Raw genomic sequence first — 15325 nt, 5'->3', positions numbered from 1 at the left:
CCCTCAGTGGGTGGACGCGGGTCGGAAGCGGCGCCGGTACTCGGCGGGTGCCGAGCCGAGCGCCTTGACGAAGGCCCGGCGCATGGCCTCCGGGGTGCCGTAGCCGCAGGCCCGGGAGATCTCCTCGACGCCGTCTGCGGTGTCCTCCAGCAGGCGCCGGGCGTGTTCGAGCCGGGTGCGGTCGACGTACCGGCCGGGTGTCACGCCGGTCTCGCCGCGGAAGGCGCGGGTGAAGTGGCGGGGGGAGAGACGGGCCCGGGCGGCGAGCGCCTCGACGCTCAGGTCCTCGCCGGGATGCTCGGTGATCCACTGCTGCACCTCGCGCAGCGGTGCGCGCTGGGCGGTCTGCGCGGCCAGCTGGACGCTGAACTGGGCCTGGTTGCCCGGGCGACGCAGGAAGACCACCAGGGCGCGGGCCACGGCCAGCGCGGCCTCCCGGCCGAGGTCCTCCTCCACGAGCGCGAGCGCGAGGTCGATGCCCGCCGTGACTCCGGCCGAGGTCGCGACGTGGCCGTCGCGGACGTAGACCGGATCGGGCTCCACCTCCACGGCCGGGTGGTCGCGGGCGAGCTTGTCGCAGAACGCCCAGTGGGTCGTCGCCCGGCGGCCGTCCAGCAGTCCGGCCCCGGCGAGCAGCAGGGCGCCGGTACAGATGGAGACCAGCCGCTCGGCGCGCGGTCCGTGCTCGCGCAGCCAGTCGACGAGGGCGCCCGGCGGGGTCCTGGTGCCCCGGCCGCCCGGGACGAGCAGCGTGTGCGGGACGGGGGCGTCGGCGAGCGTCCCGTCCGGTACGAGGGTGAGGCCGCTGGAGGTGCGGACCGGGGCGCCGTCCAGCGAGGCGGTGCTGATGCGGTACGCGTCGCCGGGGCGGGCGCCGGCGCCGGCGAACACCTCGACGGGGCCGGTGACGTCGAGGCTCTGCACGTCGTCGAAGAGGACGACCAGGACGGTGCGCATGCCGTCGATTCTTGGCGCCCGGGGCGACGGCCGCAATGACGAGTACCCCACCTTTCCTGCCATGGGACGTCCGCCCGTTCCGTACGTACTGACCAGTCGGTAATGTGCCCGGCATGACCTCTCCCCTGCCGGAGCGCGCCGGGCGGCGCTGCCACAACGTCCTGAACCCGCTGCACTCGACGCACTACTTCTCCCCCGACCTGGGCCGTGAGCTCGCCGCGATCGGGATCGAGGACGACCGGGGTGCCTACTTCGCCGCGCGGTCCGCGGCCATGGGGGCGGTGGGGCCGGGCACGGTGACCGCCACGTTCTACAACTTCCGGCACGAGCTCGTGGCGCGGCACGTGCCCGGGGTCTGGCGAGCCGCGTCCCCCGAGGCGGTCCTTGCGGCACGCGCGCGTGCCGTCGACGCGACCCTGCGGCGGCTGCTCGGCGACGAGCTGATCGCGTCCGAGGAGGTGGCCGAGGCGGCCGGGCTCGCGCTGCGCGCCGCTCAGGCGTGCACCAGGACCGCACGCCCGCTGTACGCCGCGCACGCCGACCTGCCCGTCCCCGAGGAGCCGCACCTGGCGCTCTGGCACGCCGCCACCCTGCTGCGCGAGCACCGCGGCGACGGTCACCTCGCCGTCCTTCTCGCCGCCGGACTGGACCCCGTCGAGGCCCTGGTCAGCCACACGGCGACCGGCAAGGGCATGGCCCCGAGGTGGGCGCTGGGGACCCGGGGCTGGACGCGGGAGGACTGGGAGGCGGCGGTGGACCGGCTGCGCGGGCGCGGACTGCTCGACTCGGAGGGCGAGTTGACCGACGCCGGCGCGGCCCTGCGGCAGCACATCGAGGCCGAGACCGACCGGCTCGACCTGGCCCCCTACACACACCTCGGGGTGGCGGGCGTCGAGCGGCTGACCGAGCTGGCGAAGGGGCTGCTGACCACGGCCGTGGCGAACGGGGCGTTCCCGGCAGGCATGATCGGCAAGGACTGAGGTACCCGTATGTCACCCGGCCTCGTCGAACCAGACGGGAGTCAACGTGCCGGTAGACGAAAGGGGAAGCGCGTGTTTCGTGCCATCGCAGACGTGTTGCGACAGATCGGTGGAGCAGTCGCCACGGTGGTGACCCTGCCGTTCCGGGCGGTGGCCCGGTTGTTCGGCGGCGCCTCGAACTCCGCCCGCAGGGCCTGACCGCAACCCCCGGGCCGCACGGCCCGACCACGACCCACGTTCCGGGAGCCGGACGCGTCCGACGCGTCCGGCTCCCGGCGCGCTGCGGGACCGCCCTGATCCCCCGTTGTCGGTGTCACCTGCCACAATTGCCGCGCAACCCCAGTGGAGAAGGCGGTACGGGATCGTGACGACACCCCTCGTAGGGTCCATCGAAGGCAGGATCGCCGAGGAACTCGGCGTACGGGAGCGGCAGGTCAAGGCCGCGGTCGACTTGCTCGACGGCGGCTCGACGGTGCCCTTCATCGCCCGCTACCGCAAGGAAGCGACCGAGATGCTCGACGATGCGCAACTGCGCACCCTCGAGGAGCGGCTGCGCTATCTGCGGGAGCTGGAGGACCGCCGCACGGCGATCCTCGACTCGGTGCGCGAGCAGGGCAGGCTCACCGAGGAGCTGGAGGCGCGGATCCGCGGCGCGGAGACCAAGGCGCGCCTGGAGGACATCTACCTGCCCTTCAAGCCGAAGCGGCGCACCAAGGCGCAGATCGCCCGCGAGGCGGGCCTGGAGCCGCTGGCGGACCGCCTGCTCGGCGACCCGTCGGCCGATCCGCTCGCCGCCGCGGCCGAGTTCGTGGACGCCGGCAAGGGCGTCGCCGACGCGCAGGCAGCGCTGGACGGCGCGCGGGCCGTCCTCACCGAGCGGTTCTCCGAGGACGCCGACCTGATCGGCGAGCTGCGCGAGCGCATGTGGGTGCGCGGCCGGCTGGTCGCCAAGGTGCGCGAGGGCAAGGAGGAGGCGGGGGCCAAGTTCGCCGACTACTTCGACTTCGCCGAGCCGTTCACCAAGCTGCCCTCGCACCGTGTCCTCGCCATGCTGCGCGGCGAGAAGGAGGAGGTGCTGGACCTCGTCCTGGAGCCCGAGGAGCCCTCGCAGACGCCCGGGCCGTCCTCGTACGAGGGAATCGTCGCCCAGCGCTTCGGGATCGCCGACCGGGGCCGCCCGGGCGACAAGTGGCTGACGGACACGGTCCGCTGGGCCTGGCGGACCCGCCTCCTCGTCCACCTCGGCATCGACCTGCGGCTGCGGCTGCGCACGGCCGCCGAGGACGAGGCGGTGAACGTCTTCGCGGCGAACCTGCGGGACCTGCTGCTCGCCGCCCCGGCCGGCACGCGCGCGACGCTGGGGCTCGACCCCGGTTTCCGTACGGGCGTCAAGGTGGCCGTGGTCGACGCGACCGGCAAGGTGGTCGCCACCGACGTCATCCACCCGCACGTCCCGGCGAACCGGTGGGACGAGGCCATCTCCAAGCTGGCCCGGCTCGCCAAGGAGCACGCCGTCGAGCTGATCTCGATCGGCAACGGCACCGCCTCCCGCGAGACGGACAAGCTCGCCGCTGAACTGATCGCCAAGCACCCCGAGTTGAACCTGACCAAGGTGATGGTCTCCGAGGCCGGCGCGTCCGTGTACTCGGCGTCCGCGTTCGCCTCGCAGGAGCTGCCCGGCATGGACGTGTCGCTGCGCGGCGCCGTCTCGATCGCCCGCCGGCTCCAGGACCCGCTGGCCGAGCTGGTGAAGATCGACCCCAAGTCCATCGGTGTCGGGCAGTACCAGCACGACCTCTCCGAGGTGAAGCTCTCGCGCTCGCTCGACGCGGTGGTCGAGGACTGCGTGAACGGCGTGGGCGTCGACGTGAACACCGCCTCGGCGCCCCTGCTCGCCCGCGTCTCCGGCATCACCTCGGGCCTCGCGGAGAACATCGTGGCCCACCGCGACGCGAACGGCCCCTTCCGCTCCCGTACGGCGCTCAAGAGCGTGGCCCGGCTCGGCCCCAAGGCGTACGAGCAGTGCGCGGGCTTCCTGCGGATCCGCGGCGGGGAGGACCCGCTGGACGCGTCCAGCGTGCACCCGGAGGCGTATCCGGTGGTCCGGCGCATGGGCAGGACGGCGGGCGACGGCGTCGCGTCGCTGATCGGCAACACGGGCGTGCTGCGTTCGCTGAAGCCGGCCGACTTCGTGGACGACAAGTTCGGTCTGCCGACCGTGACGGACATCCTCCGGGAGCTGGAGAAGCCCGGGCGCGACCCGCGGCCCGCGTTCCGCACGGCGACCTTCAAGGAGGGCGTCGAGAAGATCTCCGACCTGTCCTCGGGCATGGTGCTGGAGGGGGTCGTCACGAACGTCGCGGCCTTCGGCGCCTTCGTGGACGTGGGTGTCCACCAGGACGGCCTGGTGCACGTCTCGGCGATGTCGAAGACGTTCGTCAAGGACCCCCGGGACGTGGTGAAGCCGGGAGACATCGTCAAGGTGAAGGTGCTCGACGTCGACCTCCCCCGCAAGCGGATCGCGCTGACGCTGCGACTGGACGACGAGGCGGCGCCCCAGGGACAGCCGCAGGAGGGCGGGCGTCCGCAGCGTGCGGGCCGTCCGCCCCAGCAGCGGCAGCAGCAGGCGCGGCAGGGCCGCGGGGGCGGCCAGGGCGGCGGCGCGCGTCAGGGCGGCGGAGGCGGCGGTGCGCGTCAGGCGCCCGCACCCGGCAACAGCGCGATGGCGGACGCCCTGCGGCGGGCGGGACTGGTCGACCCCAAGCGGGGCCGCTGACGTCCGGTGCCGGGCCGTCCGGAGGCGGACGGCCCGGCACGGAACGGGACTTCTCGGGGCCCCTGCCCGGCTTTCCGGGCAGGGGCCTCCTCAGCGCTCGGTGACCTTGCCGTCGGCGACTTCGAGACGGCGGGTCGTGCTGACCGCGTCCAGCATGCGGCGGTCGTGGGTGACCAGGAGCAGCGTGCCCTCGTACGTCTCCAGGGCGGACTCCAGCTGCTCGATGGCCGGCAGGTCGAGGTGGTTCGTCGGCTCGTCCAGGACCAGGAGGTTCACGCCGCGCCCCTGGAGCAGGGCCAGCGCCGAGCGGGTGCGCTCCCCCGGGGACAGTGACGCCGCGGGGCGCAGGACGTGGTGCGCCTTGAGGCCGAACTTGGCGAGCAGGGTGCGCACTTCGGCCGGTTCGGTGTCCGGGACGGCCGCGCAGAAGGCGTCCAGCAGCGACTCGGAGCCGTGGAACAGCTTGCGGGCCTGGTCGACCTCGCCGACGACCACGCCGGAGCCGAGCATGGCGTGCCCCGCGTCCAGCGGGACGCGGCCCAGCAGCGCGCCGAGCAGCGTCGACTTGCCCGCGCCGTTGGCACCGGTGACCGCGACCCGGTCCGCCCAGTCGATCTGGAGCGTCGCGGGCCCGAACGTGAAGTCCCCGCGCCGCACTTCGGCGTCCCGCAACGTGGCGACCACGGCGCCGGAGCGGGGTGCCGCCGCGATCTCCATGCGCAGCTCCCACTCCTTGCGGGGCTCGTCGACGGTGTCCAGCCGCTCGATCATGCGCTGCGTCTGACGGGCCTTCGCGGCCTGCTTCTCGCTGGCCTCGCTGCGGAACTTGCGGCCGATCTTGTCGTTGTCGTTGTTCGCCTTGCGGCGGGCGTTCTTGACGCCCTTGTCCATCCAGGAGCGCTGCATCTGGGCGCGGCCCTCCAGCGCGGACCGCTTGTCCGCGTACTCCTCGTAGTCCTCGCGGGCGTGCCGGCGGGAGGTCTCGCGCTCCTCCAGGTAGGCCTCGTAGCCGCCGCCGTAGAGGGTGATCTCCTGCTGCGCGAGGTCGAGTTCGAGCACCTTGGTGACGGTGCGGGTGAGGAACTCGCGGTCGTGGCTGACGACGACGGTGCCCGCGCGCAGGCCGCTCACGAAGCGTTCGAGCCGGTCCAGGCCGTCCAGGTCCAGGTCGTTCGTGGGCTCGTCGAGCAGGAACACGTCGTACCGGGAGAGGAGCAGCGAGGCGAGGCCCGCGCGGGCGGCCTGGCCGCCGGACAGGGACGTCATCGGCTGGTCGAGGCCGACGCCGAGCCCGAGGGTGTCGGCGACCTCCTCCGCCCGCTCGTCGAGGTCGGCGCCGCCGAGGCCGAGCCAGCGCTCCAGGCTCTCGGCGTACGCGTCGTCCGCGCCCGGCGCGCCGTCCACGAGCGCCTGGGTGGCCTCGTCCATCGCACGCTGGGCCTCGGCCACTCCGGTGCGGCGGGCCAGGAAGTCCCGCACGCTCTCGCCGGGCCGCCGCTCGGGCTCCTGCGGCAGGTGGCCGACGGACGCGGTCGGCGGGGACAGCCGCAGCTCCCCCTCCTCCGGGGTGAGCAGTCCGGCGAGGAGCCGCAGCAGGGTCGATTTGCCGGCGCCGTTGGCACCGACGAGACCGATCACGTCACCGGGCGCGACGACGAGGTCGAGTCCGGAGAAGAGCGAGCGGTCGCCGTGTCCGGCGGCGAGATTCTTGGCGACGAGGGTGGCAGTCATCAGGACGCCGATCCTAACGGCCCCGCCCCTCCCGGCCCCCGCCCGGTTTGCGGGCACGGGCGGACGGCGGCCGTGCGGCGCGCCCGCTCAGGGGGCCACCGTCTCCACCAGCACGCTTCCCGAGGTCCGCGCCACGAGGAAGGACCGGCCCCGTACGGCCTTGGCGTCCAGCGGGAACCGGTGGCGGCCGGCCTCCAGGACGCCCTCGAACACCTCGTGCGCGTGGCCGCGGTACAGCCGGTCCAGCCGGTAGGCGGTGAGCCGGACCCGGCAGGCGGCCGTCACCTCGACGGCCGCCTCACCGCCGGCCGCGGCCAGGCCCGCGAGGCGGCGGCTGCCCGGCGGGCTGCGGTCCAGGGCGTTCTCGATCTGGGCGACGAGGAGCGGGACGATCGGCGCCAGGCCGTCCACGAACACCACGTCGGCCTCCGCACGCTCGAAGGACCGGCGTACGGCGGCGCGCTCCTCCTCGCCGACGGCGCGCCCGAAGGCCACCGCCCCGTAGCGGCGCAGCTCCTCGTCGGGGACGTCGGCGGCGTCCTGCGTGATGTCGGCACCGATGTCGATGGTGCGCAGGGCGGCGGCCAGCTTGGCGAGGACGGCGACGCGGGCGCCGATCAGCAGGACCCGGGGGCCCTCCGCGGTCTCCCCTTCCAGCAGGGCGGTCAAGGCGTCGCGGTACTCGGCGCCGTGGAAACGGAAGGGGCCGATGCCGTGGTAGCCGTTGCGCTCCAGGTCCGCGTGGCCGTCGGTCTGCCAGGCGAAGTCGCGCCACACGTAGTCGTCGCCCGCCCGCTCGATGACCGCGGTGACGGCGCCGCACTCGATGCCGCGGCACTCCGGGCAGCCGTAGATGATGTGGCGGCCGTCGTCCAGCGGTGCCTCGCCCTCCAGCAGGAGGCCGCGCACCTGGGCGCCGAAGAGCGCGGGCGGCACGTCGGAGGCGAGCGGGGAGACGGCGTCGAGGTCGGTGAGCCGGAACATCAGCGGACGCCCGTCGACGATGAAGTCGACGAAGTCGCGGTGGACCCGCACGTCACCGCCTGCGAGGACTCCACCGGCGCGCATCGCCGGTGCCAGGCCGAAGGTCGCGTACTCGGCAGACATGCTGTGAGTATCCCCAGACCTGCCGAGGGGTGCGCACGGCATGACATATTCCGCTACCGTCCGGGCGTGCAGACAGCTCCGGACGGTGACGTGATCGTGGTCGGCAGCGGCGTCATAGGACTGACGACGGCCGTGCTGCTGGCGGAGGGCGGCAGCCGGGTGCGGGTGTGGACCCGCGAGCCCGCCGAGCTGACCACCTCGGCGGTTGCGGGCGCGCTGTGGTGGCCCTACCGGATCGAGCCGCTCACCTCCGCCCGGGAATGGGCCCTGCACTCGCTCGCGGTGTACACGGAACTGGCGGCGCGCGCGGAGGAGACCGGCGTACGCATGGTCGAGGGTGTACAGGGCGAGACGCGACTGGACGCGCGGGACCCCTGGACCGCCCGGGTGCCGGGGCTGCGGACGGCGACTCCCGAGGAGCACCCGGGGCCCGCGCTGTGGGCGCGGCTGCCGCTGATCGACATGCCGGTGCACCTGCGGTGGCTGCGCGAGCGCCTGCTGCGGGCGGGCGGGACGGTCGAGGTGCGCGCGGTGGCGGACCTCGCGGAGGTGCCGGCTCCGGTCGTCGTCAACTGCACGGGGCTCGGGGCCCGCGAGCTCGTGCGCGACCCCTCGCTGCGGCCGGTGCGCGGGCAGCTGGTGATCGTGGAGAACCCGGGGCTTCGCACGTACGTCGTCTCGGCCGACGCGGCCACCGGGACGACCACGTACCTGTTCCCGCAGCCGGACCGGCTGGTCCTCGGCGGTACGGCCGACGAGGACGACTGGTCGACGACGCCCGAGCCGGCGGTGGCCGAGCGGATCGTCGAGCGGTGCACGCGGCTGCGTCCGGAGATCGCCGGGGCGCGTGTCCTCGGCCACCGGGTGGGGCTGCGTCCGGCGCGCGACTCCGTCCGGCTGGAGCGCGAAAAGCTGTCCGGCGGGCGGCTGCTGGTGCACAACTACGGTCACGGGGGCGCGGGGGTCACCGTGGCGTGGGGGTGCGCGCGGGAAGCGGCCCGGCTCGCCTCCCGCTGACCCTCAGCCGTGGTCCCGGCCGATCGGGTCCCCCTCCGTCTCCGTGCCGGCCCCGGGTCCCACCCGGATCTCGAAGTCGCCGTCGTACTTCTTGTGCCCCTCGATCACGGCGAGTTGGACCGCCTCGGCGCCCATCTCGCGGCGCACGACGACCGGGTCCCTGCGCAGGTCCCGCATGAGCGCGACGCACATGCCGATCATGACGAGGACGAAGGGCGCCGCGGCGAGGATCGTGAGGTTCTGCAGCCCGGTGAGCGCGTCGCCCTGGCCGCTGCCGACGAGCAGCATGATGGCGGCGACGGCACCGGTCACCACGCCCCAGAACACCACGACCGGGCGCGCCGGTTCGAGCGCGCCCCGCTGCGAGAGCGTGCCCATCACGATGGACGCGGCGTCGGCCCCGGAGACGAAGAAGATGCCGACCAGGATCATCACGAGCAGACTGGACGCGGTCGCGATCGGGAACTCCTGGAGTACGCCGAAGAGTTGGCCCTCCGGCGTGGTCTCGCCGCGGAGCGCGCCGCCCTCCTTCAGCTTCATCGCCGTACCGCCGAAGACGGCGAACCAGACCAGGCTGACGCTGCTGGGGACGAGGATGACACCGCCGACGAACTGGCGGATGGTGCGGCCGCGGCTGATGCGGGCGATGAACATGCCGACGAACGGCGTCCAGGAGATCCACCACGCCCAGTAGAAGACCGTCCAGCTGCTCAGCCAGTCCGCGACGCCCTCGCCGCCGCTCGCCTCGGTGCGCCCGGCGAGCTGGGGCAGGTCGCCGAGATAGGCGAAGATCGAGGTGGGCAGCAGGTCGAGGACGATGATGGTGGGCCCCGCGACGAACACGAACACGGCGAGCACCAGCGCGAGCACCATGTTGATGTTGGACAGCCACTGGATGCCCTTCTCGACGCCGGACACCGCCGAGGCGACGAACGCGACGGTCAGGACGGCGATGATGGCGACAAGCAGTCCCGTGCTCACCTTGTCCATCCAGTCCAGTTCCTGGAAGCCGGAGCCGATCTGCAGCGCGCCGAGGCCGAGCGAGGCGGCGGAGCCGAAGACGGTGGCGATGATCGCCAGGATGTCGATCACCCGGCCCGCGGTGCCGTTGGCGTGCCGTTCGCCGATGAGCGGGGTGAAGACCGCGCTGACGGTCTGGCGCCGGCGCTTGCGGAAGGTGCTGTAGGCGATGCCGAGGCCGACCACCGCGTAGATCGCCCACGGGTGCAGGGTCCAGTGGAAGAGGGTGGTGGCCATCGCCGTCTCCATGCGTTCGCCGGAGTCGGCGGGCGTGGTGCCCGGCGGGGGCGTCGTGTAGTGCGACAGCGGTTCACTCACGCCGTAGAACATCAGGCCGATGCCCATGCCGGCGCTGAACATCATGGCGACCCAGGACACGGTGCGGAACTCGGGCTGCTCGCCCTCGGCGCCGAGGTGGATGCGGCCGTAGCGGCTGACCGCGAGCCAGAGGGCGAAGACCACGAAGCAGGAGGCGGCCAGCATGAAGGCCCAGCCGCCGTTGTGGATCAGGCCGTCGAGCATCGTGGTGGAGACGCTCTCCAGGGAGTCGGTGGCTACCGACCCCCAGACCACGAAGGCCAGGGTCAGTGCGGCGGTGACGCCGAACACCACCCGGTCGGTGTGCCGGCCCGGGCCGCCGGGGACGTCCGACGGATCTCCCCGGCCTCCCCGTTCCTTCAGGTCCTCTGTCATCCGCAGCACCTTCCCCTGGAAGTCGTATGGGCGTTATCGCCTCATTACGCCCATACGACGTATCACAGGTACCGGCGGGGAAAGGGGTTCAGCAGTCGGTGTCGGGCTCCCCGGCGGTGAGGTGGTAGGGCGCCCGTCCGTCGAGCAGCAGCGGGACGAGCGCCCGCAAGGGGCCGCGGAGCCGTACCAGGACACCGTCGCCGTGGCGCTCGGCGCGCAGGCCGTGCAGGGCGAGTTCGTCGCGCAGACCGGCGTACTGCTCGGCGGTGAGCCGGTAACCGCAGGGCGGGTCCTGGAGCACCTCGGCCGGTTCGGCCGGGTCGTTGTCGGCGCCGCCCAGGTAGACCGGGCCGGTGTCCCGGTAGCCGGCGAGCCGTGCCGCGGCCGTGGCGGACGCCAGGCGCCTGCCGTGCTCGCCCGCGTAGCCGAACAGGCCGCCGAGCGCCGCGAGCTGGGAGTGCACGCGGCGCCGCCTGTTCAGCGACGGATCCGCCTGCTCGGCCTCGGTGAGGGCGTCCACGCGGCTCTCGATGAGCAGTCCCGCGGCGTGCTTGACGCCCGACATGTTCCGCAGGATGCGCTCCTGCCCGTCACCGGCGGTCTGCTTGACCGGGTCGCCGGTCACGGGATCGGTCCAGATGCCGTACGTCCCGGTCGAGTGGCCCGCCCGGTGGGCCGCGGGGCGGACGTGGTCCAGCGACAGGGTGTGCGCCTCGTCGTGCACGGCCGGGTCGGTGTTGAGGTTGCGCGGCCAGAGGTCGAACAGATCCTTGTCGTAGTACGGGGGTGTGGCCCCGTACTCGTGCAGGTCGTAGACGAGGTCGGGCCGGCGGTCGCGCAGCACCGCGGCCATGGCGCGGGCCTCGGCCGTCCGCAGGGCGAGGTGGTCGCGGTTGACGTCGACGCCGTCGCCGTTCCCGCGGGTGTCGGCGGCTCGGCCGTCGGGGTTGGCGGTCGGCACCACGAGCACGGTCGTGCTTCGCAGGAGCCGCCGGGTCGGCGCGTCCTCGGCGTACGCGAGGTCGCGGACGGTGGTGAGGCACGCCTCGCGGCCCGAGGGCTCGTCGCCGTGCTGGCTGCACACCAGGAGCACGGTCGTCGCGGCGTGCCGGGCGCCGACGCGGACCAGTCGGAGCGGGCGTCCCTCGGCGGTGGTGCCGATCCGGGAGACGGAGACCCGCTCGCTCGCCCGGTCGAGGGCCGCGAGGAAGTCCTGTTCCTCGGGCTGGGTGGTCCAGCGTGCTCCGTCGGTCAGCTCGAAGCCGGTGCGCGGCGGGGCCGTACCGGCGTGCGCGGGGGCCGCCAGGAGGGGCGCGGCCAGGGCCGTGGCGGTGACCGCCACGGCCAGGGCACGGGCGCGCGTCCTCATCGGGTGCCGGCCCCGGGGACCCGGCGGGGTGCGACGGGGTCGCGTACGCCGTCCAGGACCGACGGGTGCCTGAGCGCGGTGGAGTGCGCCGTCGCCGCGGCGAAGGCGCCGGTGCCGCCGACCAGCGGCACCCGGGCCGAGGTCCGGGCCAGGTCGATGGTCAGCGTGGGCGTGCTGGACGGCGGGTCGATGAGGTCCTTGTCGGTGCCCGCGACGATGAGGGCGAGGCGGTGGCCCTTCGGCACGACGTGGTCGGTGGCGGCCAGGTCGAGCGTGATGGTGTAGGCCCGGCCCGGGGTGAGCGGGACGCCCTTCGTGGCGGAGGCGTGGTTGCCGAGGTCGGCCCAGCCGCGGCTGACCACCGTGTAGTCGACGTCCGCGTTCTTCGCCGCGGTCTCCTTGAAGCAGGAGCTGTCGCCCGCCGTGCTCGGGCCCCAGCAGGTGCGGTCGGTGAGCGTCGTGATGCCCTCGCCCGAGGCGGCGTAGTCGCGGATGGTGTCGGGGCCGAGGTCGACCAGGACCGCCGAGAGGTGCGCGGTCGAGGTGGTCGGCGTGGCGGTCACGGTCACCTCGGACGAGCCCGACAGCCGCAGGTCGCGCGTCAGCCCCGGGGTGACGAATCCGGCCTTCTCCGGGGTCGGCGCGTCGATGTGGGCGGCCCAGTCGCTCTCGCTGAGGCGCGGGTCGTCGGTGAAGGTCTCGGCTCCGGACCGCGTCTTCAGGCCGAGGGTGCCGACGCCCGCCTGTGTGCCCTTGCCGGGGTGCAGGCGGACGGTGTCCGTACCGCGCGGCGGCCAGACACGGGAGGTGGTCCAGGTGTCGGGGTGCCGCTCGATGTCGGCCATCGGCTCGTCGTCGACTCCGTTGTCGTAGCCGAGGAGTTCGTGGTCGAACCAGCGGTGCAGCGTGTCGACCCAGGCGCCGCGGCGGAAGTCGAAGGGGTCGACGTGCCCGGTCTGCGAGAGCCAGATCTTGCGCTCGACACCGTGGGCGGCCAGCGCGCTCCACCACTGGCCGAAGTGCTTGGTCCGGACGTTGAGGTCCTGCATGCCGTGGACGACGAAGACGCTGGCCTTCACGCGGTCCGCGTGGCGCACGTAGTCGCGTTCGGTCCACAGCCGGGTCCAGTCACCGGTGCGCGGGGCCTGGTCGACGAGCTTCTGCTGCACGGCGGTGCAGCGGGCGCGGGCGTCCGGGCTCTCCACGTAGTCGGACAGCCATTCGGGGCCGGAGTCGTAGAGCGGGGCGCCCTCGGCGAAGTAGTAGTCGTACCAGGAGGAGATGGCGGCGATCGGGACGATGGTCTCCAGTCCCTCGACGCCGGTGGCGGCCACGCCGTTGGCGATCGTGCCGTCGTAGCTCTTGCCGATCATGCCGGTCCTGCCGTTGGTCCAGCCCGCCCTGGCCCGGTCGGCGCCGGTGCGGCTGGTGTAGCCCTTGGCCCGGCCGTTCAGCCAGTCGACCACCGCCTTCGCGGACCGGACGTCGGAGCGGCCGCCGACGTCCACGCAGCCGTCGGAGCGGTTGGTGCCGGCCAGGTCGACGCCGACGAACGCGTAGCCGCGCGGCACGAAGTAGTTGTCGTAGAAGAGCGGCATCTGGACGACGTCGCCGTTGGCGTCGTACGTCTTCCTCTGGCTCTCGTTGCCGCGTCCGCAGCAGGAGTAGTACGGGCTGGCGTCCATGATCACGGGTACCTTGCGGCCCCGCTGGGCGGGTTCGCGGGGGCGGACGATGTCGACGGCCACGCGGTCCGTCCTCCCGTCGGCGTCGCCGTCCAGCCCGGTGTCGACCCATACGGATTCGCGGATGGCGTTCTCGTAGGAGTAGACGGGTGTGCTCTCCCGGGGCGCGCTGTGGGCGACGGCGGGGGACACGAGGGCAGCCAGCAGGGCGGCGATGGCCGCCGTCGCGAGCGATCTCCAGGTGGTGGGGCGCGCACGGCGCGCTCGAATCGGCATGCGCGGAAGGTACCCCGGTCAACTCCCGTGCAAAAGGGGGCTCTTGCAAGGTGTGTACGTCGGGGTGGCGCATGTCGGCCGAATGGCGATCGTGTGACGGGAGGTGCCGTGGACACGACGAAGCCGCGGCGGCTGAATAGTCTCCGAACAGACTCCGTGACCCTACGACTTGGAGCTCCTGTGCACCGCAGACTCATCGCCCCGGGCGCGCTCGCGGCCTCCCTCCTGCTGGCGATCCCGGCGTCGGCGGCCGGCCAGCTGCCCGGTGCGCCGGGCATCGGCGACCCCTACTACCCGGCCTACGGCAACGGCGGATACGACGTATCGCACTACGACCTGCGGCTGAAGTACCAGCCCCGGACGGACGAACTGGAGGGGACGGCGACCCTCCTGGCCACGACGACGCAGGACCTGTCGCGGTTCGACCTGGACTTCCTGCTCGACGTGAGCGAGGTGCGGGTCAACGGCGCGAAGGCGTCGTTCACGGCCTCGGGCGAGCACGAGCTGGAGATCACCCCGGCCCGGCCCCTCGCGAAGGGCACGCCGGTCACGGTCGTCGTGCGCTACAGCGGGGTGCCGTCCACCAAGACCGCCTACGGCTTCTCGACCTGGCACCGCACCCCCGACGGGGCCGTCGCCGCGGACGAGCCCGAGGCGGCGTGGTGGTGGTACCCGAGCAACGACCACCCGCGCGACAAGGCCACGTACGACGTGTCGGTGGCGGTGCCGGACGGCACCCAGGCCATCTCCAACGGCACGCTCCAGTCGACCAGTTCACGGCTCGGCTGGACCCGCTACAACTGGCGGTCCGACAAACCGCAGGCCACGTACCTGACCACGCTGGCGGTCGGGAAGTTCGACATCACCACGGGGACGACCTCCGACGGCGTCCCCGTCGTCAACGCCTACAGCAAGGACCTCGGGAGCAACGACGGGGCCGCCCGCGCGAGCGTGGAGCGGACCGCGGAGATCACCGACTGGCTGACGGGCTACTTCGGCCCGTACCCCTTCAACTCGGTCGGCGGCTACGTCCCGAACACCACCACCGGGTACGCGCTGGAGACCCAGACGCGGGTGTTCTACAGCCCGCGCCAGTTCGCGAACGGGTCCAACACCTCCGTCGTCGTGCACGAGTTGGCCCACCAGTGGTACGGCGACGACGTGTCCCTCTCCGCCTGGAAGGACATCTGGATCAACGAGGGCTTCGCGCGGTACGCGCAGTGGCTGTGGTCGGAGCACGAGGACGAGGGCACCACGCAGGAACTCGCCGACTACGTCTACGCGTCGCACCCGGCGGACGACCCCTTCTGGACGGTCGCGCCCGGCGACCCCGGTCCTGAGCACCAGTTCGACATCGCCGTCTACGACCGGGGCGCGCTCGCGGTGCAGGCGCTGCGCAACGAGATCGGCGACGACGCGTTCTTCGCCGTCCTGAAGGGCTGGCCGAAGGAGCACGCGTACGGGAACGCGTCCGTGGAGGACTTCACGAAGTACGCGGAGAAGGTGTCCGGAGCGTCGCTCGCCCCGCTCTTCGACACCTGGCTGTACCAGCCGTCGAAGCCGGGCGCGCCCGCGGCGCGGGACGCGTCGATCGCGCGCGAGCAGGCGGCGGGTGCGAAGGGTGCGCCCGAGCGGCCCCGGTCCTGGAAGAAGATCGCCGCGACCGACTCCGTCCACTGACGCTGGTCCCCCGGCCGGGGAGCGCGACGTCCGC

Annotated in this window: 11 protein-coding genes; 5 read left to right on the top strand and 6 right to left on the bottom strand. The window is 73.0% G+C overall.

From position 1 onward, the window contains the following. Positions 1-3 precede the first annotated feature (3 nt). A complete protein-coding gene (locus ACZ4VA_RS28330; protein ID WP_468082942.1) occupies positions 4-957 on the bottom strand; it encodes a GlxA family transcriptional regulator in 954 nt (317 codons plus the stop codon). A gap of 113 nt (positions 958-1070) precedes the next feature. On the opposite strand from ACZ4VA_RS28330, the gene ACZ4VA_RS28325 reads away from it, so the two are divergent. The 3 genes from ACZ4VA_RS28325 to ACZ4VA_RS28315 all read left to right on the top strand — a co-directional run bounded on the left by ACZ4VA_RS28325 (position 1071) and on the right by ACZ4VA_RS28315 (position 4713). Continuing rightward, positions 1071-1937 carry an SCO6745 family protein gene (locus tag ACZ4VA_RS28325; protein ID WP_468082940.1) on the top strand — a complete coding sequence of 289 codons (867 nt, stop codon included), beginning with the start codon at positions 1071-1073 and terminating at the stop codon, positions 1935-1937. A gap of 72 nt (positions 1938-2009) precedes the next feature. Further along, positions 2010-2135 (top strand): LPFR motif small protein, encoded by a 126-nt coding sequence (locus ACZ4VA_RS28320; protein WP_356166163.1) that lies wholly within the window; start codon positions 2010-2012, stop codon positions 2133-2135. 166 nt (positions 2136-2301) lie between these two features. Beyond that, positions 2302-4713 (top strand): Tex family protein, encoded by a 2412-nt coding sequence (locus ACZ4VA_RS28315; RefSeq protein ID WP_468082938.1) that lies wholly within the window; start codon positions 2302-2304, stop codon positions 4711-4713. 90 nt (positions 4714-4803) lie between these two features. Here the strand turns inward: ACZ4VA_RS28315 and ACZ4VA_RS28310 are convergent, their stop codons facing one another. Continuing rightward, positions 4804-6444, bottom strand: coding sequence for an ABC-F family ATP-binding cassette domain-containing protein (locus ACZ4VA_RS28310; protein ID WP_468082936.1), 1641 nt, complete (start codon positions 6442-6444; stop codon positions 4804-4806). An 87-nt stretch (positions 6445-6531) separates the two neighbouring features. Next, complete coding sequence (locus tag ACZ4VA_RS28305; protein WP_355792259.1) at positions 6532-7551, bottom strand: oxidoreductase; 1020 nt, start codon at positions 7549-7551, stop codon at positions 6532-6534. Positions 7552-7617: 66 nt separating this feature from the next. Here ACZ4VA_RS28305 and ACZ4VA_RS28300 point away from each other — a divergent pair, with 66 nt between their 5' ends. Further along, positions 7618-8568 carry an FAD-dependent oxidoreductase gene (locus ACZ4VA_RS28300; RefSeq protein WP_356166172.1) on the top strand — a complete coding sequence of 317 codons (951 nt, stop codon included), beginning with the start codon at positions 7618-7620 and terminating at the stop codon, positions 8566-8568. A gap of 3 nt (positions 8569-8571) precedes the next feature. Here the strand turns inward: ACZ4VA_RS28300 and ACZ4VA_RS28295 are convergent, their stop codons facing one another. From ACZ4VA_RS28295 to ACZ4VA_RS28285, 3 genes are all read right to left on the bottom strand, one after another. Beyond that, on the bottom strand, positions 8572-10281 hold the full coding sequence (locus ACZ4VA_RS28295; protein WP_355794331.1) for a BCCT family transporter: 1710 nt from the start codon (positions 10279-10281) through the stop codon (positions 8572-8574). 88 nt (positions 10282-10369) lie between these two features. Continuing rightward, the gene (locus ACZ4VA_RS28290; protein ID WP_356237930.1) at positions 10370-11650 is read right to left on the bottom strand and encodes a M14 family metallopeptidase; all 1281 of its coding nucleotides are present in this window, start codon (positions 11648-11650) and stop codon (positions 10370-10372) included. Next, positions 11647-13611 carry a Xaa-Pro dipeptidyl-peptidase gene (locus ACZ4VA_RS28285; RefSeq protein WP_356237929.1) on the bottom strand — a complete coding sequence of 655 codons (1965 nt, stop codon included), beginning with the start codon at positions 13609-13611 and terminating at the stop codon, positions 11647-11649. Before ACZ4VA_RS28285 ends, ACZ4VA_RS28290 begins: the two co-directional genes overlap by 4 nt. 180 nt (positions 13612-13791) lie before the next feature. Here ACZ4VA_RS28285 and ACZ4VA_RS28280 point away from each other — a divergent pair, with 180 nt between their 5' ends. Then, entirely contained in the window at positions 13792-15291 is a 1500-nt protein-coding gene (locus ACZ4VA_RS28280) for a M1 family metallopeptidase (protein WP_468082933.1), read from the top strand. Positions 15292-15325 lie beyond the last annotated feature (34 nt).

This window comes from Streptomyces sp. NPDC028308, assembly GCF_055565855.1.
This window is presented reverse-complemented; position numbering and strand designations above follow the sequence as displayed.